The organism is Leclercia sp. CFBP8987 (assembly GCF_034044995.2).
Classification (GTDB): domain Bacteria; phylum Pseudomonadota; class Gammaproteobacteria; order Enterobacterales; family Enterobacteriaceae; genus Enterobacter; species Enterobacter tamurae.
The window spans coordinates 4,590,876-4,614,569 of record NZ_CM188255.1; the positions used below are offsets into that span (position 1 = coordinate 4,590,876).

The window sequence follows — 23,694 nt, forward strand, 5'->3', positions numbered from 1 at the left end:
ACTTATCCTTGTTTCTTCATCGTACTATTTTCCCCGCCACCCAGCGCCAGCCAGAGTTTCATCGTGGAATACAGATAGTTATATTGAATTTGTACCAGCGTGTTCTCGCTGTTCAGTAATGCATTCTGTGCATCAAGCAGCGTCTGATACGCCACGGAACCATGACGATACTGGCTTTCCACCAGCGCCAGACGTTGCTTGCTCAACGCCAGATCCTGCCATTGCCGCAACTTTTCCTGCTGCCAGGTCAGGCGCTGTGACATCGCGTTGTCGATGTCCTGCAGTGCACTGTAAGAAGCACTTTTGAACTGAATCGCCGCAGTTTGTACATCCAGACCAGACTTTTCGATGTTCATCTGCACCTGATTCCACTGAATAAAAGGCAGATCGAGTGCAGAACCGAGCGTTCTGGCCGGATTGCTGAACCATTGCTGGAATATTGCGGCTCCCGCATTCAGGGACGCATTCAGCGTCAGGGACGGATAAAAACTCAGTCGCGCAACATCAGAACCCGCCAGCGCAGCACGCAGTCTCATTTCAGCCGACTGCACATCCGGCCTTTTAGCGATAACCTCCAGCGGCAAACGCTGCGCCACCGGCACGCTTTGTTGAAGATCCAGCGCCTGCCGCTCCGCAGGATATTGCCCTGGGGGGCGGCTGAGTAAGATTGCCAGCGCATTACGCGTCTCATCACGCTGTTGAGATAAATCACGAAGGCTATTTTCACGGCTCAACACCGTCTGCTGCGCCTGCAAATAATCAAGCTGCCCCAGGTCGCCCGCCTTCCAGCGGGAGGTCACCGCGACCAGGGTTTCCCTGGCAATAGCCACACTTTGCTGAAGATTACCGATCTGTTGATTCAGGCTTGCTATCTGCCAGTACAGTTGCGCAGTGGTGCCAATAAGCGTTAATGCAGTAGCGTGTAAATCCTGTTCGGATGCTTTTGCCAGCCACTCGGACTGCTCACGCGTGCGGGCCAGTTTTCCCCACAGATCCAGCTCATAAGAGGCCGAAAGTGAGCTATCGTAGCTTTCCGTTGGGGTTGTGGCGTGATCCAGATTTTTGCTGTTGCGGGCCGCGCCACTGACAGCAAAATCAGGCGTCAGATTAAGGTTGGATAACCCCGCAGTCAGCCGCGCCTGGCGCAGTTTTATGCCTGCCAGCGCCAAATCGTTATTGCTTTGCAAGGTGGCTACGATCAGCCGCGACATCTGCGGGTCGCCAAAATTATCCCACCAGTGCGGGGAAAATTGCGCAACGCCCTCGCCAGTATCCGGTACCCGCCAGCCGTCCGGTATCGACAGCAACGGCTGTTGATAGTCACTTTTCAGCGCCTGACCACATCCGGTCAAAATAAGTGCCGTCGCCACCAGTGAAAGTACATGTCGTTTTTTCATTCGCGAGCCAGCGCCTCTGTCGGATGCAGACGTGCAGCATTGCGCGCCGGGAAAAAACCAAATCCGAGGCCGATCAACGCGGAGAACCCGCAGGCCAGAAGGATGGGCGGCCAGGTGAAAATCATGGTGAATTCCTGGGTAACCTGAGAAAAAATCAGCCCCGCGACACCGGATCCAATAATGCCGATCACGCCGCCAAGCGTACAAATCACCATCGCCTCAATCAGAAACTGACGCATTATGTCTGCAGGCCGGGCACCGACCGAGAGGCGAATACCAATCTCATGCGTCCTTTCCGTCACCGACACCAGCATAATGTTCATCACGCCCACGCCGCCCACCAGCAGCGAAATACCTGCAATCGCGGTGATCAGCAGCGTCATGGATTCCGACGCCTTGCGGATCGTCTTCGTCAGTTGATCGTTGGTCATAGTGAAGAAATCTCGCTTGCCGTGTACTGAATCCAGCAGTTGCTCGACGTTCCGCTGGGCGAGCTCTATCGGATAGTCTTCGGCGATGCGTAAGGTGATGGACTGCAACGGCATATCACCCGACATACGCTCCAGCATTGAGGTGTAGGGGATCCAGGCGCCGGGCTGCTCACCGATATGCTTCGGTCCTTTTTTAGCCGCCACACCGATAACCCGGTAAGGCACGCCGGAAAGTTGAATAATTTCGCCCACGGACGCCTTTCCATCAGGAAACAGCGTGCTGCTGACGTTCGGATCGATGATGATCACCGGCTCACGTTCGTCCAGATCGCGGGAGGAAAACGAATTTCCACTTATGAAATTCAGCCCCTGCACGCGAAAGAATCCGTTGCTGACACCCGACAGGGAGACAAGAACCTGCTTCCCTCCCTCAACCACCACTACCCTTTTACTTACCACCGGCGAAAGGCTGTCGATGTACGCCTGCTTGCTAAGCAGATCCACATCATCCAGGGTCAGCGAACGCTCAAAATCCGGACGAGGTTTATCCCAACCCTGGCCAGGCCGAATTTCGATGGTGCTGGTGCCGAGCTGACTTATCTGACTGAGAATGCTTTGCCGCGCCCCCTCGCCCACGGCCATGGAAGACACCACGGAAGAGATGCCGATAATGATGCCGAGCATAGAAAGAAAGGCGCGGACTCTGTGTCCAAGTAAAGAGCGCCACGCCATGCGCACCGCTTCTTTTATACTCTCCCCGACAGGCGTTCGCCCGGTAGTGGCAATCGCCGGTAATCCCTGAGATTTCACCTGGGTCATGACGGGATTAATGTGGTCAGCGACAATCTTGCCGTCGTGGATTTCGACAATGCGCTGGCACTGTTCGGCGATACTGCGGTCATGGGTCACGATGATCAGCGTGTGTCCGGCCTGATGCAGGCCATGCAAAATGGTCATCAGTTCCTGGCCGCTCGTACTGTCGAGCGCGCCAGTCGGCTCATCCGCCAGAATCACCGACGCGCCGTTCATCAGGGCGCGAGCAATACTGACGCGCTGCTGCTGTCCGCCGGACAGCTGGGCAGGCCGGTAATGCATACGTTCACCGAGACCCAAACGCGTCAGCAGGTATTCCGCGCGCGCTTGCCGAGCAGCGGCGGGCATGTCGGTATACAGCGCAGGAATAGTGACGTTTTCACTTGCCGTCAGATAGGGCATCAGATGATATCGCTGAAAGATAAAACCCAGATACTGACTGCGCAGCTGCGCCAGCTGCTCGCTGCTCGCCACCTGCGCAGGGATACCCATGATGCGCATTTCGCCTTCCGACGGTTGATCCAGACAGCCGAGAATATTCATCAAGGTGGATTTACCGGAACCCGATGCGCCGATGATGGCCACCATTTCACCGGCATCCACGCGCAGGGAGATATCGTTCAGCACAGTGACCGCCGCGTTGCCCGAACCAAAATGGCGTGAGATATGTGAAAGTTCAATGACCGGGGAATTAGCCATTTGCCGTCCCCGCCTCATTTTGCACGATCACCACATGCTCACCTTCGCTGAGGCCATCCTTCACTTCAACAAACTGACGATCGTTGATACCTACCTGGATCAACCGCTTCTCGATCGCATCACCTTTTATGACCTGCACATAATAGCTATCGCGCCCTTGCGGCTGGCCAAGCGCTATCATCGGCAGACGCAGCACATTTTTTGCCTGCTCGGTAACAATAAAGACCTGCGCCGTCATTGACGTGCGCAGTAGATGCTCCGGGTTGGGCACGCTGAAAACACCATTGTAATAGACGGCAGAAGATTGCTGCGACTGAGCACGGGTGTTGTCGTCCTGCAGAGCCTCGTTCGGCGCATCCTGCAGGATACCCATTACGCTTTGGTAGCGACGTTTAGGATCGGCGACAACGTAAAACCACAGCGGCTGGCCGGGACGTACTTTCAGAATGTCCGTTTCTGAAATTCGCGTTTGCACGGTCATCGTATCGACATTCGCCAGAACCAGAATGGTCGGGGCAGTCTGTGAGGAGACGACGGTTTGCCCCTCTTTGGTCACGATGCCCAGAACCTGCCCGTCCACGGGCGCCAGGATCCGCGTATAGCCGAGATTGGCTTTTGCCGTTTCCAGCGCCATCTGCGCCTGTATGATCTGTGACTGGTTAACCTTAATCTGCGCTTTCTGGGTATCGACCTTGGTTTGCGCATCCTCGAGATTGCTCTTTGTCCCCGAACCGTCGCGATCCATCCGCAACTGGCGTTTCAGCTCAAGTTGATACTGGATAAGCGTGAATTGTGCGGCCTCTTTTTGCGCGACCGCGCTGACCAACGCGGCTTCAGATTTCCGCAGTTCACTCTCTTGCAGGGTCGGGTCGATTTCAGCCAGTAACTGACCTTTGGTGACACGATCGCCAGCGTTAACATACAGTTTTTTTAACTGACCGTTGACCTGCGCCCCGACATTCACTTGCACAGAAGGTTTGAGGATCCCGGTTGCCAGTACGGTCTTTTCAATATCGCCACGCTCAATCACCACGGACGCCTGAGGGGCAGCGGTACTGGACACCCTGACGTACAGAGCAACTGCGCCAGCAACCAGCAGAATAAGCACCAGCGTCGCCAGTGCATAGAATCCCTTGCGGTGGCGGGTGACCATCAGGAGTATCCGCTTGATTGAGTCGTTCACGCCGGTACTCCGTCAGGCACGGTAGCGGAGATAAACGCATCCTGCGCCGCGTGTACACGGCCATTTTTCATTGTGAAAACACGGTCAAACAGGGGGAGCGCAGTTTCACTGTGAGTAACAGTGATCAGGGTTTTTCCGTATTCATGGCAATGGTCAATCAGGGTTCGCAACACCTGCTGCGCAGTCTGCTCATCCAGATTCGCGGTCGGCTCATCCAGCACCATCACCGGGCAATCGCTATACATCGCGCGCGCCAGCATCAGGCGCTGACGCTGACCCAGGGACAGCGCGGGATGGCTTTCGCGGATCAACGCATTTTGTTTCCCTGGCAGACGGTCAATCACCTCTGTCAAATTCAGCCCGTGCAATGATTTATCGATACGCAGCTGCTTTTTCGCATCGTACTCACGATCGAACAACGAGATGTTTTGCAGCACGCTGGCGTTAAATAAGATGTCCTCCTGACTTTGCAGGAAGAACAGCTTCTGCGCCTGACGGCTGGTGACGGGATGCCCATCCACACGGATTTCGCCTGCCTGAGGTTCGATCAACCCGGTGATGACTTTCAGTAACGTACTCTTCCCGGCGCCAGACTCACCGACAATAGCCAGGGTTTCCCCCCGGTGCAGCATCACTGACACCTGGTCGAGAACCGGTTTACCGGGATCGTAAGCAAACTGCAGGGCACGGTAGTTGAGCTGCTGACTAAAGTGCACGGGCTGCAGGACGGGGTCGTGACCCTCTTCTTTAACCGGCGGGAACAGATCGGCCGCGCGCGTATCGATCACGTGCAGCTGATTTTTGCGCAGTACCGAAAAGAAAATTTGCGTGATGTAAGCCGTGAAAATCTGGCGTACGAAGCTATAGGCAAAGAACTCGCCTAGTGAGATGAGGTTTTCTTTCAGCAGTGGCAACGCCAGCAGCATGAAGAAGACCATCTCAAGACTGCCGATTAACTGATACAGACTGCTCTTAACCTGCTCATACACTTTCTGTCTCTGACGGCAGTCAAACAGGGATAACGCATACTGAGCAAAGACGGTTTGACGATAGCTGTGTAATCCGGCGGATTTCAGCGTGGCGAAACCCTGAATGGTTTCCAGAAGAAAGTCGCTTTGTTCGGCACTCTTTACCTGGATTTGCTGGGTGTAATAGCGGTCACGGAAAATCGCCCATACGCTGACTAATCCCATCAATGTCACACCAATGGCGGAAATGCCTGCAAGCAACGGACTGATGTAACACATCACCGCCAGCGCAATCACGCCAACCACCCAATCCACGCGCAGGCCATTATCCAGCTCAATTTTTTGGGCTGCCGCTAGTTGCCAGTTCGAGAAGCGACTGTAGATCTCGCCGGGACTGCGCTTTTCGAAGTAAGACAGTGAGTTAGTCAGAAGACGAGCAAAACCACTTACGCTTTGCATGACCACAAAACGTTTGATAACGCGTTCGGTTACGCTGCGGACAATGAAGGCCAGCAGCGTCGAGACGACGAAGGCCAGCAGATAATAAAAATACGGAAAGTCTATTTTACCGGCGGAAGAAAAAACGTTGTTAATCGCAGAACTGACCATCACCGGCATAATGAATAAGGTCAGCGAGACCAGAAATGCCAGCATCATTAACCGGTAAATGCCGGGAATGTCTGCCGTCTGCTTCAGGCTCATGCACTCCAGCGCACGAAAACGCCGCGTACGTTTATCTTTCTCAACGGAGGGAGTAGCGATCCCGGCTTCCCTGTCGAGCACCAGCGCATAACCGCTGATTTCAGATTTCAGCGCGGCAACAGGTAATAGCTGTTCGCCAATAGCTGGATTCATCACACACACGTAGCTCCCCTGGCGATAGGCCAGCAGAACATAATGGCTCGCACCGTAGTGCAGAATGGCGGGTAAAGGGATTTCGGCGAGTTCATGCAGATCGAAAGCCACCGGACAGGCAGGGATCGCCAGCTCAGACAGGATGTCGCACATGGTGGAGAGCGCGGTACCGTGGGCAGATGCCGGGAAACTTTCGCGTAGCGTTTCAAGAGGGGCATTGATGCCCTGGGTTTCCGCCAGCATAGAAATACAGGCCAGCGCACATTCGTTGGTTTCTGCCTGATAAACCATTTTAGGAATAATATTGTCCATAATCGACATCTCAGAACGCCCTGTTCTCTTTAGTAATATCTCAGCACTGCTTTTTATTCATATTCAATCATTAATGAAAAACAGCGAGTGTGAATGCCATAGCATCCAGTCAGTTGAATGATCACGAATGCTTTGTTCGATAATGCGCGGCATTTCATCTTTTAATTTTTTAGCCGAAACAGGCTCATGAATATAAATCTTCAAACCTTTATCATAATAAAGATGATAAAAGACTACCTTTGCTGACATTATTCTCGCCAGACGGATAATACCGCTGTGTAAACTGGCTGCGCGATCAAATAGCTGACAGCTTAATTTCTCTGCTTTATCTTTGCTGGCAAACTGCGTAAAGTCCGGGGTAATATCCGGAAATAAAATAATATTCCGCTGGTTATCCGCCGCGTCCATTACCGAAGCCATCAGGTTTCCGGCAATGTTCTTGTTGCCTTCATGAATTGAACAATAGGTGATATCCAGACCACCCAGCTGACGTTCGGCCGCCGAATGGGCGTCGGCACTGCGTGACGTAATAACCGTTGCTTTCCCCGGGAAAGTCGAAGCACCGACCATCGTACTCAGAATATCCGAAACCATGTGCAGCGGCGCGAGGATCACTGGCTGGCCTGCGCGTTGCAGGGGTTCGACGATAGCATTGAGCTGTGCAGAACAGTCGGCAAGCTCTTGCAATGCCCGTTGATTCTGCCCGTACGTCACCGCCTGCACCAGCAGCTGCCGTCGCTGAGTCAGCCAGATGTAGTCAAATTTCTTGTTATCATTCAGCAGGCAGTGTCGGTTAGACTGCGCAACGATAGCCCGCAATTTCAGATCGCGTGATGTTAGCCCCAGAAAACGGCTGACATGTGAGAAGGCAAAAACGACGCGATAATGCAGGTGCCGGAATAATAAACAATGTCCCCTGTAGGCAATTACTTTGAGTTTATAAAAACACCACTGACATCTGACAGTGATGTTTTTCCAAAACATGGCGCACCACAGGGCGAAGAATTTCATTATTCCTCCGGCACCTGATGGGTTTCTAACATGGAAATTAATTTATCAGCGAATGACGGAAAGTCCGTATCCTGAAGAGCAACCCATTTTTTATCCACAATGTATGCCGGAGTGGCATTCACATTATAATATTTGGTAACGCGAGTCATATAATCAAGAAGGTTTTTTACCTTCTCGGATTGGCTCACTTTGTTATATTCATCGATATTTATTTTATTGTCTTCCAGCCACGCCGTGCGTTTTTCCGGATCGCCTAAATCAATCTTTTTCTTGATAACCGCATCATAAGCGCTTTGGCGATACGTCTCTTCAATACCCATTACCTGCAAGGTGGCAAAGACCGGTGCAAAGCGCGCTAACCCATTTTGGGTATCGAGGCTGTAATGAAGGCGTACCAGCTTCGTGCCTGCTGGCATACGTTTTTCCAGCGCGTCCACATTCTTTTCATTGCGTTCGCAAAAATGGCAACCATAAGAGAATATTTCAATAATATCCTCCCCGGCGCCGATCGGGCTCGCGTCGACCTCTTTCGCTGACAGTGACACCAGTGAATTCTGGCTGGAATCATTTGTTTGATTTAATACAAAATTTTGGAACCAGGCAGTGGTAATCAGCGCTGAAATAACCGCGACAAAAACAGTATAAAGCAGAATGGGAAGTATTCTTTTTTTCATAGAAGGTTGTTCGCTCTGAAAACAATATTACGATTCACTCAATGAAATGATTAAACAGGCGTTGCACAATGATGCAACGCCCTGACAGAATAAATATGGTTTACTCTGCCCTAATTAAAAAAATACTTCTTAGTTTTCACCACCGCAATCACCCAGCGTGGCCGGGGTATAGGTCTTAGACTCTACGCCATTTTTATCAGTACAGGTTTTAACGGCGAAGCAGGCATTCTGACCGTTTACTAATGCTAATGCATAGGTATCAACACAAGTTTGAAAAGTACCACCAACGATTGAACTTGCTTCTGTCATTGTCATCTTTTTCATCTTATATATCCTTATTTAGAATGAATATTTGGAAATAACATCCACTGGAATATTTCCAGTGTTATGTCACTTAGAGAGGGTTTAAGCAACACATCCCTAAATACCGTAACAATAGCCCACGCAAAAGATGCTCAGGCTGCTATTATCGGATTCGTCGCATTGTAACGAGGGTTTTTTAATAGAGCAATACATACAAAAAAAGGCAGGTTAATTTACATATGCCAACACAATGGATATATCGCGGGACTTTTCTTAGAAAAATATAAGATATTAATTAGCGCACTGAATATTATCTTCTTCTTCACTCAATTTACGCATCGATATATCAGGATTATTCTTAGGAAAATCTTGGATAACAGGTTTGCGTAATAGCATTTATTTTTAATAAAATGAGAAGAAAGACTTTCGAAAAGGTGGGGCCTGGTTAACGCTATGACTCACATGTTACTTCTGTTTATGCACAGAAGTGACAGTCTGTTGCACCGATGAGTACAAGCCGATGATTCGACAACACATCACCTGACATTGCTGCAGAGCCCACGTGAGAGTGATAAATCGCTGCTAAACGAATGCTCTGAATTTTATTCTCACTCGGTTACGTATCAGTCTCCTTTTTTTGCCACGAAATCATAACGATGTTGGCAGTTCATGTGATTTTGCTCTGACGTTAAATGTGATCTTCCGCACGTTTCCCTCCGCGGAGACCGAAGCGAGTGTCTACGCTTATAGATACCGGGAAACACCCTTATTAGAGATAACGCTAACCGGAGGTCCTGACCACCATGTTCAACCAGAATATACGCACTGTAGAGACCGTAGAGTTCGATATAGAACAAGAACTTCTCTACGAAATCGATCCCTGCGAGTTAAAACTGGATGAAATGCTCGAGGCGGAGCCGGAACCTGAAATGATTGAAGGGCTGCCCGCATCCGATGCGCTCACCCCTGCCGATCGCTACCTTGAACTCTTTGAGCATGTTCAGTCGACGCGACTGTTTGCTGACAGCAAAACCTTCCCCGACTGCGCACCAAAGATGGATCCGCTGGATATCCTCATCCGCTACCGTAAGGTGAGACGCCATCGGGATTTTGACCTGCGCCAGTTCGTAGAAAATCACTTCTGGCTGCCGGAAGTCCTGTCGAGCGAGTATGTTTCCGATCCATCCCTCTCGCTCAAGGAACATATCGACAACCTGTGGCCGGTGCTGACCCGCGAGCCGCAGGATCACATCCCCTGGTCGTCGCTGCTGGCGCTGCCGCAGGCCTATATTGTGCCCGGCGGGCGATTCAGCGAAACCTACTACTGGGACTCCTACTTCACCATGCTGGGGCTGGCCGAAAGCGGGCGCCACGACATGCTCAAATGCATGGCGGATAACTTTGCATGGATGATTGAGCGCTATGGCCATATCCCCAACGGGAACCGCACCTACTATCTGAGCCGCTCTCAACCACCGGTGTTTGCCCTGATGGTTGAGCTGTTTGAAGAGGACGGCGTGCGCGGGGCCAAGCGCTATCTGGATCACCTGAAAATGGAGTACGCCTTCTGGATGGACGGCGCGGAGTCGCTGCTGCTCAATCAGGCCTACCGTAGCGCGGTGCGTATGCCGGATGGCTCGCTGCTCAACCGTTACTGGGATGACCGCGACACGCCGCGGGATGAATCCTGGATAGAGGACGTCGAAACCGCTCGTCACTCCGGTCGTCCGCCCAACGAGGTCTATCGCGATCTGCGCGCCGGAGCCGCATCCGGCTGGGACTACTCCTCCCGCTGGCTACGGGATCCGAGCCGGCTGGCGAGTATTCGCACCACTCAGTTTATCCCTATCGATCTCAACGCTTTCCTGTTTAAGCTGGAGAGCGCCATCGCCAATATCTCGGCCTCGAAAGGGGACAAAGAGACGGCAGAGATCTTCCGCCAGAAGGCGAGCGATCGCCGCGCGGCGGTAAACCGCTATTTATGGGATGACGAAAACGGCTGCTATCGCGATTACGACTGGCGTCGGGAGGAGCTGGCACTCTTTTCTGCCGCCAGTATCGTGCCGCTGTATGTCGGTATGGCGACCCACGAGCAGGCTGAACGTCTGTCGGATGCGGTAAAAGCCCGTCTGCTGACGCCGGGGGGTATTCTGGCCACCGAGTACGAAACCGGCGAGCAGTGGGACAGACCCAACGGCTGGGCGCCATTGCAGTGGATGGCGATCCAGGGGTTCAAGCAATACGGCAACGACTCGCTGGGGGATGAAATCGCCTGGAGCTGGCTGCACACCGTGAATCATTTTTACAAGACGCACTATAAGCTGATTGAGAAGTACCACATCGCCAGCAGCCAGCCTCGTGAAGGGGGCGGGGGTGAGTATCCCCTGCAGGACGGATTTGGCTGGACTAACGGCGTGGTACGCCGCCTGATTGGTCTGTACGGGGAGCCGTAGCTCCCCGCTCTGTCAGCGGATCACTTCATAAATCGCCGTCTGGATCGACTGCCATTTTTTGGTGCTGTCGTTCGGCTGCGCCTGTGCCCGCCGCTTCGCCTGGTCCATCTCGCGTCGCTGGCGTTCGACTACCGCCGGGACGGTACAAAATGCCTGAAGATACTCCTTACGCAGGCCCGTCAGGGATTGGCCTGCTGACATTGCGTGGCCGAGGTTGGTAATAAACTGCCGACATGGCTTCTCCTGCGTCATTTGCAGACGATAGCGCATCAGTAAATCCAGCACCTCACGATGGTTGACGGCGAGCGCATGCTCCGTCCAGGAGAGCTTCCAGTCCATTCCCGCTTTCAGGAACAGCAATGCCACCCGGGTATCGTTGCGGTCTATCGCCGCGCGGAAGTTATTCTCATCCCAGGTGACCCCCATCCGCGTCAGCGTCTCGCGGGAGGAAGGCGTCTCACGCATCTCTTCCGCCACCGTCTGGACGGGCGCTACGGTGCTGGCCGCCTGGGTCGGGGTGCTGCTTTCAATGAGCAGCCAGGTGCCCATCATCAACATCCCCATCACCATGACCCCCACCGCGCCCCACAGCACCACCGAAATCAGGTGATCGCGTTGCTCCGGGGTACGCACAGGCCGACGGTTCGGTTTATCGATGGTGTCACGCACCTCAAAAATGTCGTCGCCGGTGGCGTTGTTTTTTTTCCGCGCGCTCTCCCAGAAGAGATTCAGCTCGTTAAGATCCTCTGCCATCAACCCCGCCGGGTTGACGGTGGTGCGGCCTTCATTAAATGCGCGCTGCACGGGGCTGGCGATCTGGGCGTAATAGTTGTCCAGAAGCAGGATCTGCGTGGAGGTCAGCGGCTGTTGGGCAATAATTTTATTACGGATCAGCCGGATATCATCAAGGAAGGTCTGGAGCGTTTTGCGCGGTTCCACCATCAGCGTCAGCAGGGTCGGATCGCTGAACAGCGCCGAATAGGAGCGGGAGTACTCTTTTTTATCCACCAGCATCAGGGCCAGCTCGCTGAACATCATCCCGCCGAGGGCGTCGTTACGTTCACCCTGCTGCAGCCAGCCGCGCACCCGATCGGCGTTGAACAGCGTTTTCAGGTGATTGTTCAGGCGCGTCGGATCCGGCCACGCCTGCATAATCAGCCCTTTAATCATCAGCTCGAGCGTGCGCACCTGCTTTTGCGCCTGCTGCTGGCGAAGCTCATCGCTGGGGCCCATTTCGGTGCTGTAGGTCAGTAGCGGCTGCTGCAGGCGGAGATGTTCAAGCGCCGTCACAAAACGCGTCGCGGCGATCAGCTGGTTGTCGCTCACCTCCTGCCCGCTCTCATACTGCGGCACCCGCTGCTGTAACAGCCGCAGTTGCAGGGTGAACTGCGACAGCTCAGCATCATTCAGATTGAGCCGCTTAGCCACCCTCGCCCAGCCCCCCAGCGCCAGCCTGGCGGAATCAAGCTGCTCAAGGAACCAACGGGGATCTTTGCCTTCGGCAACATGCACCTTTAACAGGAGCAGGATTTCCACGGAGGCCTGACGAATAATTCCCAGACAGCGTTCAAACTGCTCGCGGATCAGGTGCGATTTACTGAGGGTCATCATATTCCTTTAAATGCTGCGCACCCAGGCAGGGGCTGCTGTCGGAGAGTGTTTTTTATTTCAAGTGGTTATACCAGATTAAACATACCCGATAACGGGTACTATTTCAGTGATAATGTTAAAACCATTTACAAAAGTTCCCGGAGATCTGGCATGCCCGTGTTGCACACCCCGCGTTTAACCTGCTCCCCGCTGCAGGACGAAGACTGGCCCTTTTTTCTCTCGCTTCAGCAGCACCCCGACGTGATGCGCTACGTGGCCGAAGCCCGCCCGGAGGCCGCCATCCGTGAGGCTTTTACCGCGCGTCTGCCGGCGTGGACGCCGGGCAGCGACCACTGGCTGTGCCTGGTAGTGCGCGATACCACCAGCCAGATGCCGCTCGGGGTCACCGGGTATATTCATCATGATGATGATTGCGCCGAAGTCGGGTTTTTATTCGCCCCGCAAGCCCAGGGAAAAGGCTACGGCTATGAGTCTTTACAGGCGGTATGTGATTACGCTTTCGGCCAGGGCGGCATTCGCCGCTTAACCGCCACGGTAACGGCAGGCAATGTGGCCTCGAAACGCCTGCTGGAAAAAGTGGGGTTTGTGCTGGAGGGAGAACTGCGCGAAAGCTACTGGCTGGCAGGTCAGTGGCATAACGACTGGCTGTTTGGACTGTTAAAAAAAGAGTACCCCTGAGCGTGCCGCGGGGATCCCTCCCCGGCACCGTCTTACAGGAACATCCCTCCGGAGACTTCAATCCGCTGCGCATTCATCCAGCCAAGCTCATCGCTGAGCAGAGCTGCAATCGCATCGCCAATGTCGTCCGGCAAGCCGACGCGCCCCAGCGCCGTCTGGGAGGCAATATGCTGATTGATCTCCTTGTTATCACGCACGCGCCCGCCGCCGAAGTCGGTTTCAATAGCACCGGGGGCAATGATATTGGCGGTGATGCCGCGTGCGCCCAGCTCCTTCGCCTGATAGCGAGTGAGCACTTCCATCGCCCCCTTCATCGCCGCGTAAGTGCTGGAACCCGGCTGAGCAAAACGCGCGAGGCCGGAAGAGACATTCAGGATTCGCCCGCCGTTTTTCATCAGCGGTAACAGGCGCTGGGTCAGGAAGAAAGGGCCTTTAAAATGGATGTTCATTACCTCGTCAAATTGCGCTTCGGTGGTATCAACGTAGGGAGCATATAAACCGACGCCCGCGTTGTTCAACAAATAATCGAAGCTGTTGCGTTGCCATACCGCATGCAACTTTTCTTCCATCTGCCTGGCAAACAGTTTGAAGCTGGCAATATCCCCGACGTTTAACTGTAATGCCGCCGCCTTTACCCCTTTTTGCTCAATTTCGCGCACGACATCCAGCGCCTCCTGCTGGCTGCGGTTCCAGGTCAGGAGGATCCCGACACCTTTGTCTGCCAGCTTCAGCGCCGCGTTTTTACCGAGCCCGCGGCTACCGCCAGTCACTAATGCAATACGTTCAGTCATAAGAAACCTCGTTTCGGCTGTGGTGGTGATTGAGAAAGAGCTTATTAGGTGATAGAAAATCAATAAATATGGCAAACAACGCTTCACTGTTTCATAGATAACAACAATGAGCGCTCCCTATGGATAAAATTCAGGCAATGCAGCTGTTCATTCGCGTCGCGGAACTGGAGAGTTTTTCCCGCGCTGCGGACTCTATGGGCCTTCCTAAAGGTAGCGTATCCCGTCAGATCCAGGCCCTTGAGAACGGGCTGGGCACTCAACTGCTGCACCGCACCACGCGGCGCGTCAGCCTGACGCAGGACGGGATGGTCTATTACGAGCGGGCCAAAGATCTGCTGGCTAACATGGATGAACTGGATGGTCTTTTTTTGCACGATCCCACCAGCGTCAGCGGAAGAATTCGGGTGGATATGCCCACGGGCGTTGCGCGAAATTTAGTCATCCCCCGACTGCCGCTTTTTTTACAGCAGTATCCTGGAATTGAACTGGAGCTGAGCAGCAGCGATCGTCTGGTGGATGTGGTGCGGGAAGGGTTTGACTGTGTGGTGCGCGTCGGCATGCTGAAGGATTCTGGCTTAATCGCCCGTCCGCTCGGCCGGCTGTCGGTGATCAACTGCGCCAGCCCGGATTATCTGTCGCGTTTTGGCTATCCCGACGGGCTGGATGATTTATCTTCCCATGCCGTGGTGCACTACGCGACGCATCTCGGCACCCGGCCACAGGGGTTCGAATATTACGACGGCGAGTCGACCCAATGGATCAAGACCGGCGGGGTACTGACGGTCAACAGCACTGAGACCTACCACGCCTCTGCGCTCGCCGGGCTGGGAATTATTCAGGTCCCACGGGTGGGCGTGCGTGACGCGCTGCGCGCCAAAAAGCTGCTGGAGATCCTGCCCCAGTACCGCGCCCGACCGATGCCGGTATCGCTCATCTATCCCCACCGCCGCAACCTCTCCCGCCGGGTGCATCTGTTTATGGCCTGGCTCACAGATATCATGAAAGCGTACGTTGACTGAGTGCAGGCTATAATTTTAAGGACCTCCCGCTAATTAATAAGGAAAGTGCGCGTGACGCCGGAAAATAGTGAGCAACGCCCCACCCATGATCTGGACTTCGAACCGATTAAAAAACTGGAAAACAGTCCGCCTCCGGCGGCTGAACCTAAAGTCACCTCTATACGTAAAACGGGGAGCCTGCTGGACAAAGCGAAGGACGCCTTCCAGCTGATTCAGCAGCAGCCGGTCATTGCCCACCTGCTGCGTGCCACCGAGCGGTTTAACGATCGGCTGGGCAATCAGTTTGGCGCGGCGATCACCTACTTCTCATTTTTATCGATGATCCCGATCCTGATGCTCTCTTTTGCCGCAGCGGGTTTTTTTCTGGTCTCCAACCCGACGCTGCTCCAGGATATCTTCAATAAAATACTGCAGAACGTCAGCGATCCGACGCTGGCCACTACCCTGAAAAGCACTATCCGTACCGCCGTAGAGCAGCGTACTACCGTGGGAATTGTCGGGCTGTTCGTGGCGCTCTACTCCGGGATTAACTGGATGGGTAACCTGCGGGAGGCGATCCGCGCCCAGTCGCGTGACGTCTGGGAGCGTAAGCCCCAAGATGAGGAGAAGATCTGGATGAAATATTTCCGCGACTTCATCTCGCTGATTGGTCTGCTGGTGGCATTGGTTATCACCCTTTCCATTACCTCCGCGGCAGGTTCGGCGCAGCAGATGATCATCTCCGCCCTCTATCTCGACACCATCGAGTGGCTGAAACCGGTCTGGCATCTGGTGGGATTATGTATCTCAATGCTGGCGAACTATCTGCTGTTCTTCTGGATCTTCTGGCGTCTGCCGCGCCACCGGCCACGACGCAAGGCGCTGATCCGCGGTACCTTCATTGCCGCTATCGGGTTTGAGGTAATCAAAATCGTGATGACCTACACCCTGCCGTCGCTGGTCTCCTCGCCGTCCGGGGCGGCATTTGGTTCCGTGCTGGGGCTGATGGCCTTCTTCTACTTCTTCGCCAGACTGACGCTGTTCTGCGCGGCGTGGATCGCCACCGCCGAGTACCCGGATGACCGGAGAATGCCCGGTAAATCACACCGTTAAGCACCCCATCGGGCTGAACAGGAATGCAATATTTCAGCCCGATTCATCATTTCAGCATATAAATCCAGCCTGTAACTTTTATTTAACCAAAAAGCAGTTTTATCCTCTAAGTATTAATTTCTGTGAAGCATTTCATAGATGTGATTTTCCTGGTCTGAAAATTATTCGCTTTTTGCTGGCTTTTTCGCCATCCGCTACGTTTGTTACAGATTGAAATGTCGCTTTTGCTGTGCGTAATATGGCCTTTCGTTCGCCAAAAATAAGAAAAGTTTATGCAAGCCACAGCCACAACACTCAATTCAGAGCAGGAAAACGTCCCGGTTAACTCGCGCAATAAAGTCGTCGTCGCATCGCTGATTGGCACCGCCATCGAATTCTTCGACTTCTATATTTACGCCACCGCGGCGGTCATCGTTTTCCCGCATATCTTCTTCCCGCAGGGCGACCCGACGGCGGCCACGCTGCAATCGCTGGCGACCTTCGCCATCGCCTTTATCGCGCGTCCTATTGGTTCGGCGGTGTTCGGCCACTTCGGCGATCGCGTCGGGCGTAAGGTGACGCTGGTCGCCTCGCTGCTGACCATGGGGATCTCCACCGTCGCCATCGGCCTGCTGCCGACCTACGAGACCATCGGTATTCTGGCTCCGGTGCTGCTGGCGCTGGCCCGTTTTGGCCAGGGTCTGGGTCTGGGCGGTGAATGGGGCGGTGCGGCGCTGCTGGCGACCGAGAATGCTCCGCCGCGCAAGCGTGCGCTGTATGGCTCCTTCCCGCAGCTGGGCGCACCGATTGGCTTCTTCTTTGCCAACGGCACCTTCCTGCTGCTCTCCTGGCTGCTGACCGACGAGCAGTTCATGACCTGGGGCTGGCGTATACCGTTTATCTTCTCGGCGGTGCTGGTGTTGATCGGCCTGTATGTCCGCGTCTCCCTGCATGAGACCCCTGTGTTTGCCAAAGTGGCCGCAGCGAAGAAACAGGTAAAAATTCCGCTCGGTACGCTGCTGACTAAACACATTCGCGTGACGGTGCTTGGCACCTTTATCATGCTGGCGACCTATACGCTGTTCTACATCATGACCGTCTACTCCATGACCTACAGCACTACGCCAGCGCCGGTGGGCCTGGGTCTGCCGCGTAATGAAGTACTGTGGATGCTGATGATGGCGGTGATTGGCTTTGGCGTGATGGTGCCGATTGCCGGGCTGCTGGCTGACCGCTTTGGTCGTCGCCCGAGCATGATTGTCATCACCTCGCTGATCATTCTGTTTGCGCTGTTCGTCTTCCCGCCGCTGCTCGGTTCCGGTAATCCGGCGCTGGTGATGGCTTATCTGCTGATTGGTTTGAGCCTGATGGGGCTGACGTTCGGCCCGATGGGCGCCCTGCTGCCAGAGCTGTTCCCGACGGAAGTGCGTTATACCGGAGCGTCATTCTCCTATAACGTCTCCTCGATTCTTGGCGCCTCGGTAGCACCCTATATCGCCACCTGGCTGCAGGCGAATTACGGTCTGGCGTATGTCGGGTTTTACCTGGCGGCAATGGCGGCGCTGACGCTGATTGCCCTGTTAATGACTCACGAAACCCGCCATCAGTCGCTGTGATCTTTAACGCCGGGTGGCGCTGCGCTTACCCGGCCTACAACTACAACTTCCGTAGGCCGGGCAATACCTCCGTACTATTTCTTCATCTGCGACAGAATGACCTGACACTGATTGGCCTGCCCCTCGGACGGGGAAATAAGCGCCAGCAGTGCCGCTGCTGGCGTCACCAGGGTTGCCAGCGCTGCCGCCACCGCACCACGGGCAATTAACGGCCCCGCCTTCACCCCCGCATCCGGATCTTTAAAGCTGCCGCGTACGTACAGCGGCGATCGCAGCGTCACGATGCGAATACCTTTACTTTCCGGATTGATGGTGAGATCCAGCTGTTCCGAGGCCATGCTGGCCGTGCCGGTGATGTTAATGACGGCATTTTCAGTATCAAAGGCAAAGATCTGTGGACGGGCGACACCGTTTACCAGGTCGATATTGGCCGCCGCACAGTTAACCCGCACCTCATCGTCACCAAAAATCTGCCCAACCAGGAAGTTACCGACGTTAAGGCCCAGGATCTCCATCAGGTTGCGGCTGACCAGCCCATCGTTCATCAGCAGCTTCAGGTTACCATTACCGTTGCCCAGCAGGGCTGCCACGGAATTACCCGTACCGCGAATGGTTGCATCACCGCTCATCTCGCCGAGGGTTTTCTGCATCAGCTCCACATCGGGCATCAGCTGTTTAAGCTTCAGTCGTCGGGCCTGAATGTCTGCCTCGCCGCGCATCGGTTTCTTATCCCCTTCCAGCTTGATGTTGGCCGAGATCGTCCCGCCCGCCATGCCAAACTTCAGCGGCTTCAGCTGCAGGTCAGCATTTTTAAGAATGATGTGGGTCGAGAGGTCGCTGAGCGGCAGGCTGCTGCCATGCTCGATTCGGCGTCCTTTGAAGCGCACGTCGGCATCCATCACATCCCATTTATCGGTTTCGAAGCGGTCGTTAGGCAGCACTTTCCCGGACGGCGGCGCCTCTTTTCTGACTTTCTGCGCCTTGGTACCTTTGCCGGAGTCAACGCCAATCAGTGGCCCCAGGTCGGCCAGGCGCAGCTGCTTAGATTCCATGTCGCCTTCCAGCTTCGGCCGCGGTTTACCGGTGCTGTAGGTCAGCGAGCCATGAATATCGCTGTCCCCGATCCGGCCATTAAAGTCACGGTAATCATAGACAGACGATTTTTCTGGGTCGATCTTCGCCACCAGATGACCGTCGGTTTCAAACGGTGGGGTATCCGGGAGCAGGACGCCGGTCAGATCGTACAGCTCACCCAGCGAATCGCCGGAAAACTTGAGGCGCAGATCGACCCCGCCCATCTTCATGGGATCGCTCACCGTGCCGACAAAGGCCACACGGGTATTACCAGAGCGGAAATCGGCCTGCACCGGGAACGGCGTGCCTTCCCCGCGCAGCGCCAGCATGCCGCCAATTTTTCCGCTACCCTTCAGAGGCTGTTCGTTGTAACGCCCTTCGGCTTTCAGGCCAAAGACGTAATCGCCCACTTTGCCCTTCTCATCTTTGCCCTTCGCGCCGGTCACTTCGCTGAAAGGCAGCGCTTTACCCAGCGGATCGACGAAGATCTCAAGATTGGCTTTGCTCACCGCATCGTCAATGGCGATACGCCCGCGATCGAAAATGATGTTGTCGAGACGGAACGACCAGGTCGAGGGTTTAGCATCAGCCTCTTTATCTTTGCTGTCGGCGAAATCAAAGGTCCAGTTGTTGGTCTTTTCCGACAGGCGGATCAGCCGGGCATCGGGTTTCTGCAGTTTGATCCACGGTAGATAGACCGTTTTGGTCAGCAACGCCAGCGGAGCCAGTGTGGCTTCGACGCGTGGCAGATGTACCATGGTGATTTCGGGAATATCGGGCGGATTGCCGAGCACAACGTCATCGGCATGCACGTGCGGCCACGGGATCCAGCTGCGCCAGCCCGTTTCATCCTTCTGACGCGCCCACACGACGCCCAGATCGCCGCGAATGGCGAACGGACGGTTGAGTTCAGTTGAGACTTTCTGGTTGATGGTCGGTTTGAGGCGGTTCCAGTCAAATGTCGCGATCACGACAATAAGCACCACAATCAGCAACAAGAAGACCCCCCCGGACCAGGTGATAATCTTCGCTGTTTTTGTCATCCCATAATTCCTTTTTTACCTTGCCAGTCATGAATATAGTTCAGACAAAGAAAAAAGGGGCGGCAGCGTCCGGTAATAACGCGTTAGCCACGCGCTATTATGGGAAGCAGCCGGGGTTACAGGGTGACGATAACGTTGTCGAGCATCTCCATCGGCACCGGACGGGAGAGGAAATAGCCCTGTGCGGCGGCGGCAGGTGAGTTTTGCACATCGCGCCACTCTTCCAGCGTCTCAACGCCTTCGACGATCACGCCCTGACAGTAGCGGTTCATCAGCTGCAGCAACAGGGTAAACAGATTGCGACCTTCCGGGGTCTGACGCAGCATAATGAACAGATCCCGCGCCACTTTGATGTAGTCGTAACGCACCTCGCTCAGGGCGGAGAAGTTCGCCATGCCGGTGCCAAAATCGTCCAGCCACAGCGGGCCAAATTCGCACATGGTGGCAAAGGAAGAGTCCTGCGGCAGACGCACGTGCTCCACCAGCTCAAAGCGCAGCCAGGGCAGGCAGTGGATCAGCTTCTGCAGGCTCTCATCCTGACGGACCGCCAGCAGGGTTGGGCCATCGACGTTAACCGAGGCCAGAATAGTGTTGTCGGCAAAGAAATCCTGTTTTGCCGTCAGCATGCTGAGCTGCTCTTCAAGGATATCCAGACGATGGCGCACGGGCAGCTCCGCAAAATAGCGATCCGGGGCGATCCGCTGTGCTGGGTTTGAAGGATGGGTCACGACGGTCAGGATCTCGATCGCCATCAGTTTACCGTCGGTGCGGTAAATGGGCTGATAAGTATAAGCACGCTCACATTGCAGCCAGTAGCGATGTTCCTGCAAGTTCTCAATACTTGCCTCAGGGATGCTCAGCAGCTGGATGTCCTGCCTTAACTTCATTTCAGATATCCTGTTGATTGGGGAAGAACCTGTCGGGACTGGTCAAAGGATTATCGGCCCCAGGTATGAGAACTTTATGTTCGGTTGCGGACGAAAATGAAAATCTGAGATCTGAAACTTACCCGGAACTTGTCCTGGTTCAAAAAAATAATGGAACGTCGTTTTAATACAGTTGACCACTCCCGGGCTGCAGCGCACACTAGCGCTAATTTAACTGTTCAGGTTCACGACTATGTCTAAGAAAATTGCCGTGATCGGCGAATGTATGATCGAACTCTCCCAGAAAGGCGCGGAAGTGAACCGTGGCTTTGGTGGCGATACGTTAAACACCTCGGTGTATATTGCCCGTCAGGTTGATGCTGACGCGCTGGCGGTCAACTATGTGACGGCCCTGGGCACAGACAATTTCAGTCAGCAGATGCTGGACGCCTGGCAGAGTGAAAATGTCGATATTTCCCTGACCCAGCGGATGGAAAACCGCCTGCCGGGCCTCTATTACATTGAGACCGACAGTACCGGCGAGCGCACCTTCTACTACTGGCGCAACGAAGCTGCCGCCAAATTCTGGCTGGAGAGCGACAGCGCGGCCCACATCTGCGAAACGCTGGCCCAGTTTGACTACCTCTATCTGAGCGGCATTAGCCTGGCGATCCTCAGCCCTGACAGCCGTGAAAAATTGTTCTCCCTGCTGCGCGAATGCCGCGCCAACGGCGGGAAAGTGATTTTCGACAACAACTACCGTCCACGTCTGTGGGCCAGTCGCGAAGAGACGCAGCAGGTCTATACCCGGATGCTGGAGTGCACCGATATCGCCTTCCTGACCCTCGATGACGAAGATGCCCTGTGGGGCGAAAAGCCCGTTGATGAGGTGATCGCCCGTACTCAGGCTGCTGGTGTAACGGAAGTTGTGATTAAGCGCGGGGCAGACTCCTGCCTGGTGGCCGTTGCCGGCGAAGCGATTATTGATGTGCCTGCGGTGAAGCTGGCAAAAGAAAAGGTGATTGATACCACTGCGGCGGGTGACTCATTCAGCGCCGGGTATCTGGCTGTGCGTCTGACGGGCGGTACGCCGGAAGCCGCAGCCCAGCGCGGCCACCTGACCGCCAGCACGGTGATTCAGTATCGTGGCGCGATCATCCCGCGGGAAGCGATGCCGAGGTAAAAGCAAAACGGCAACCCTGAGGTTGCCGTTTTTAGTGTTTGTTCCCTCTCCGTGTGGGAGAGGGCCAGGGTGAGGGCATCAGACCGCACTCCCCACAGATTTACTGCCCCTGCGATGCCGATTTCATTGGCGCCATAATTCCGTCCCACGTCGCCTGCAGATCCTTCATGTCATATTCTGGCTCACCTTTCGGCTGCATCAGAATCAGCGACATATCCTGTGAAAGCTGCTGACGCAGATCCTGGCTCAGCATCTCTGCAGTCAGGCTATTGAGGAAATCCTGACGCAGTTTCTGATACTGTTCCGGCGCAATATCCACCACCTGGTTTTGCAGAGAGCGAATACGCTGGCTGATCAGAATATCGGTATCGGTACGGGCATAGGTGGCGAACAGTTTTTGTAGCTCGAGGTTTTTCTGCGCCACCAGCGCGTTAAACTCCTCTTCGCTCAGGCCGCTCTCACGCACCTTCGCCAGCTCTTTGGCGACCAGCGCCATATTGGCGTTCAGCTTGTCGCCCGGCGACTCCACGTTAATGGCGCACTGGGCGCGCTGGAACAGCACCCGGCAATCAAAGCCCAGACCAATGTCCTTAGCGTTGTTTTTGCTGAGGTTTTGCTGAACATGCCAGAACAACGCCTCCCGGGCTAAATCGGCGCGCCAGTAGCGCAGCAGCGCGGCAGATTCACGAATTGGCTGCCATGGGCTATCCCACATAATAGAGAGTCGGTCCTGGCGCACAGCATCGGTCATGATGCTGACCGGCTCTGCGCGCAGCGGCGACAGAGTGGGTACTGGCGCAGGGGTGGTGCGTTTGCCCTTCAGTTCACCAAAGGTTTTACCGATCTGCTCGATCACCGCCCGGCTATCAATGTTGCCGACCACAATCAGGGTCATGGCGTCCGGGGTGTACCAGTTCTGGTAGAACGACTTCACCTGCTCAATATCAACCGGCTGCTTCAGCGGCTCCGCCGGATCGTGACCCAGCAGCGCAGAGCCTTTCAGGCGATAGCGCCACCAGCCCTCTTTGGTATCAGCAGGCCAGGTCGCCACCATATCGCTGTTGCTCAGAGCGTAATTCACGGTTTCAGGCGTAATCGAGACGTTACCGGCGGTATCAGACAGCCAGGTCAATGCCTCTTTGAGCAGATCGTTACGGTTGTTTGGCAGGCTGAGGTTAAACATGGTGTAGTCATAGGAGACGACGGCAGGCGGCAAAGGACGTTTAGGATCGATACCCTGTTGCCACAATGAACGGACCTGTACGGCCTGCAGGCTACCGCTTTGGGTCAGCGCCAGACGGGGAATAAAATGGCTGAAACCGCTCTGTTGCGTACTCTCGGTCAGGGAGCCGGTATTGACGGAAAGGCGAATTTCAATGCGGTCGCTGGGGCGTTGCGGCGTGGCTAAAACCTGCCACTGAAAACCGTTCGCCAGCGTACCCTGTTGCCAGGCTGGGTCAGGCTGGAGCGCGTCAGCCTGCACATAACTGGCTGCTGCCATCATGAGCAAACCGCCGGTTAAGAGTCGAATTTTTGTGCCCTGCATGTGAACCCCTGATCAACATTCCTGGTTACAAAGAGTGCCACACGCCCTGTCGCACTCTAAAGATAATGTTCAAAACACTCCGATTAGACCGCGCGTG

At 54.7% G+C, this 23,694-nt stretch carries 18 protein-coding genes; 6 read left to right on the forward strand and 12 right to left on the reverse strand.

Features of this window, described 5'->3' with window-relative positions; genetic code table 11:
• Positions 1–2: 2 nt before the first annotated feature.
• From SOM40_RS22160 to SOM40_RS22190, 7 genes are all read right to left on the reverse strand, one after another.
• On the reverse strand, positions 3–1,397 hold the full coding sequence (locus SOM40_RS22160; protein WP_261645064.1) for an efflux transporter outer membrane subunit: 1,395 nt from the start codon (positions 1,395–1,397) through the stop codon (positions 3–5).
• Positions 1,394–3,340, reverse strand: coding sequence for an ABC transporter permease (locus SOM40_RS22165; protein ID WP_320530880.1), 1,947 nt, complete (start codon positions 3,338–3,340; stop codon positions 1,394–1,396). The genes SOM40_RS22160 and SOM40_RS22165 overlap by 4 nt, the downstream gene beginning before the upstream one ends.
• Complete coding sequence (locus SOM40_RS22170) at positions 3,333–4,493, reverse strand: efflux RND transporter periplasmic adaptor subunit (protein WP_320530934.1); 1,161 nt, start codon at positions 4,491–4,493, stop codon at positions 3,333–3,335. The genes SOM40_RS22165 and SOM40_RS22170 overlap by 8 nt, the downstream gene beginning before the upstream one ends.
• Positions 4,494–4,519: 26 nt before the next feature.
• Positions 4,520–6,658 carry a peptidase domain-containing ABC transporter gene (locus SOM40_RS22175; RefSeq protein WP_320530879.1) on the reverse strand — a complete coding sequence of 713 codons (2,139 nt, stop codon included), beginning with the start codon at positions 6,656–6,658 and terminating at the stop codon, positions 4,520–4,522.
• Positions 6,659–6,721: 63 nt separating this feature from the next.
• Positions 6,722–7,669 (reverse strand): ABC transporter, encoded by a 948-nt coding sequence (locus SOM40_RS22180; protein ID WP_261645062.1) that lies wholly within the window; start codon positions 7,667–7,669, stop codon positions 6,722–6,724.
• Complete coding sequence (locus SOM40_RS22185) at positions 7,669–8,343, reverse strand: DsbA family protein (RefSeq protein WP_106995979.1); 675 nt, start codon at positions 8,341–8,343, stop codon at positions 7,669–7,671. Before SOM40_RS22185 ends, SOM40_RS22180 begins: the two co-directional genes overlap by 1 nt.
• 129 nt (positions 8,344–8,472) lie before the next feature.
• Entirely contained in the window at positions 8,473–8,667 is a 195-nt protein-coding gene (locus SOM40_RS22190; protein WP_106995978.1) for a DUF4762 family protein, read from the reverse strand.
• Positions 8,668–9,449: 782 nt separating this feature from the next.
• Here SOM40_RS22190 and SOM40_RS22195 point away from each other — a divergent pair.
• The gene (locus SOM40_RS22195; protein ID WP_166184635.1) at positions 9,450–11,099 is read left to right on the forward strand and encodes an alpha,alpha-trehalase; all 1,650 of its coding nucleotides are present in this window, start codon (positions 9,450–9,452) and stop codon (positions 11,097–11,099) included.
• A gap of 12 nt (positions 11,100–11,111) precedes the next feature.
• On the opposite strand, the gene SOM40_RS22200 is transcribed toward SOM40_RS22195, so the two are convergent.
• A complete protein-coding gene (locus SOM40_RS22200; protein WP_320530878.1) occupies positions 11,112–12,707 on the reverse strand; it encodes an STY4199 family HEPN domain-containing protein in 1,596 nt (531 codons plus the stop codon).
• A 153-nt stretch (positions 12,708–12,860) separates the two neighbouring features.
• On the opposite strand from SOM40_RS22200, the gene SOM40_RS22205 reads away from it, so the two are divergent.
• Positions 12,861–13,388 (forward strand): GNAT family N-acetyltransferase, encoded by a 528-nt coding sequence (locus SOM40_RS22205; protein ID WP_166184638.1) that lies wholly within the window; start codon positions 12,861–12,863, stop codon positions 13,386–13,388.
• A 32-nt stretch (positions 13,389–13,420) separates the two neighbouring features.
• Here the strand turns inward: SOM40_RS22205 and SOM40_RS22210 are convergent, their stop codons facing one another.
• Entirely contained in the window at positions 13,421–14,179 is a 759-nt protein-coding gene (locus tag SOM40_RS22210; protein ID WP_320530877.1) for an SDR family NAD(P)-dependent oxidoreductase, read from the reverse strand.
• A 119-nt stretch (positions 14,180–14,298) separates the two neighbouring features.
• Between SOM40_RS22210 and SOM40_RS22215 the strand changes: the two genes are divergently transcribed.
• From SOM40_RS22215 to SOM40_RS22225, 3 genes are all read left to right on the forward strand, one after another.
• Positions 14,299–15,198, forward strand: a complete 900-nt coding sequence (locus SOM40_RS22215; RefSeq protein ID WP_320530876.1) for a LysR family transcriptional regulator — start codon at positions 14,299–14,301, stop codon at positions 15,196–15,198.
• Between the two features lie 51 nt (positions 15,199–15,249).
• Positions 15,250–16,290 carry an inner membrane protein YhjD gene (gene yhjD, locus SOM40_RS22220; RefSeq protein ID WP_312997211.1) on the forward strand — a complete coding sequence of 347 codons (1,041 nt, stop codon included), beginning with the start codon at positions 15,250–15,252 and terminating at the stop codon, positions 16,288–16,290.
• A 272-nt stretch (positions 16,291–16,562) separates the two neighbouring features.
• Positions 16,563–17,885, forward strand: a complete 1,323-nt coding sequence (locus SOM40_RS22225; protein WP_320530875.1) for an MFS transporter — start codon at positions 16,563–16,565, stop codon at positions 17,883–17,885.
• 74 nt (positions 17,886–17,959) lie between these two features.
• Here the strand turns inward: SOM40_RS22225 and SOM40_RS22230 are convergent, their stop codons facing one another.
• Complete coding sequence (locus tag SOM40_RS22230; RefSeq protein WP_166184654.1) at positions 17,960–20,002, reverse strand: AsmA family protein; 2,043 nt, start codon at positions 20,000–20,002, stop codon at positions 17,960–17,962.
• A gap of 116 nt (positions 20,003–20,118) precedes the next feature.
• Complete coding sequence (gene pdeH, locus SOM40_RS22235) at positions 20,119–20,889, reverse strand: cyclic-guanylate-specific phosphodiesterase (protein WP_106995969.1); 771 nt, start codon at positions 20,887–20,889, stop codon at positions 20,119–20,121.
• Between the two features lie 232 nt (positions 20,890–21,121).
• Here pdeH and kdgK point away from each other — a divergent pair, with 232 nt between their 5' ends.
• Positions 21,122–22,051 carry a 2-dehydro-3-deoxygluconokinase gene (kdgK, locus tag SOM40_RS22240; RefSeq protein ID WP_320530874.1) on the forward strand — a complete coding sequence of 310 codons (930 nt, stop codon included), beginning with the start codon at positions 21,122–21,124 and terminating at the stop codon, positions 22,049–22,051.
• A gap of 100 nt (positions 22,052–22,151) precedes the next feature.
• On the opposite strand, the gene SOM40_RS22245 is transcribed toward kdgK, so the two are convergent.
• Positions 22,152–23,597: a M16 family metallopeptidase gene (locus tag SOM40_RS22245; RefSeq protein ID WP_320530873.1), complete on the reverse strand. Its 1,446-nt coding sequence runs from the start codon at positions 23,595–23,597 to the stop codon at positions 22,152–22,154.
• Positions 23,598–23,694 lie beyond the last annotated feature (97 nt).

Excerpts from the sequence above, each read along its gene's own strand:
- SOM40_RS22160 (WP_261645064.1), bottom strand. The coding sequence starts at position 1,397 with ATGAAAAAACGACATGTACTTTCACTGGTGGCGACGGCACTTATTTTG.
- SOM40_RS22165 (WP_320530880.1), bottom strand. The coding sequence starts at position 3,340 with ATGGCTAATTCCCCGGTCATTGAACTTTCACATATCTCACGCCATTTT.
- SOM40_RS22170 (WP_320530934.1), bottom strand. The coding sequence starts at position 4,493 with ATGGTCACCCGCCACCGCAAGGGATTCTATGCACTGGCGACGCTGGTG.
- SOM40_RS22175 (WP_320530879.1), bottom strand. The coding sequence starts at position 6,658 with ATGGACAATATTATTCCTAAAATGGTTTATCAGGCAGAAACCAACGAA.
- SOM40_RS22180 (WP_261645062.1), bottom strand. The coding sequence starts at position 7,669 with ATGAAATTCTTCGCCCTGTGGTGCGCCATGTTTTGGAAAAACATCACT.
- SOM40_RS22185 (WP_106995979.1), bottom strand. The coding sequence starts at position 8,343 with ATGAAAAAAAGAATACTTCCCATTCTGCTTTATACTGTTTTTGTCGCG.
- SOM40_RS22190 (WP_106995978.1), bottom strand. The coding sequence starts at position 8,667 with ATGAAAAAGATGACAATGACAGAAGCAAGTTCAATCGTTGGTGGTACT.
- SOM40_RS22195 (WP_166184635.1), top strand. The coding sequence starts at position 9,450 with ATGTTCAACCAGAATATACGCACTGTAGAGACCGTAGAGTTCGATATA.
- SOM40_RS22200 (WP_320530878.1), bottom strand. The coding sequence starts at position 12,707 with ATGACCCTCAGTAAATCGCACCTGATCCGCGAGCAGTTTGAACGCTGT.
- SOM40_RS22205 (WP_166184638.1), top strand. The coding sequence starts at position 12,861 with ATGCCCGTGTTGCACACCCCGCGTTTAACCTGCTCCCCGCTGCAGGAC.
- SOM40_RS22210 (WP_320530877.1), bottom strand. The coding sequence starts at position 14,179 with ATGACTGAACGTATTGCATTAGTGACTGGCGGTAGCCGCGGGCTCGGT.
- SOM40_RS22215 (WP_320530876.1), top strand. The coding sequence starts at position 14,299 with ATGGATAAAATTCAGGCAATGCAGCTGTTCATTCGCGTCGCGGAACTG.
- SOM40_RS22225 (WP_320530875.1), top strand. The coding sequence starts at position 16,563 with ATGCAAGCCACAGCCACAACACTCAATTCAGAGCAGGAAAACGTCCCG.
- SOM40_RS22230 (WP_166184654.1), bottom strand. The coding sequence starts at position 20,002 with ATGACAAAAACAGCGAAGATTATCACCTGGTCCGGGGGGGTCTTCTTG.
- pdeH (WP_106995969.1), bottom strand. The coding sequence starts at position 20,889 with ATGAAGTTAAGGCAGGACATCCAGCTGCTGAGCATCCCTGAGGCAAGT.
- kdgK (WP_320530874.1), top strand. The coding sequence starts at position 21,122 with ATGTCTAAGAAAATTGCCGTGATCGGCGAATGTATGATCGAACTCTCC.
- SOM40_RS22245 (WP_320530873.1), bottom strand. The coding sequence starts at position 23,597 with ATGCAGGGCACAAAAATTCGACTCTTAACCGGCGGTTTGCTCATGATG.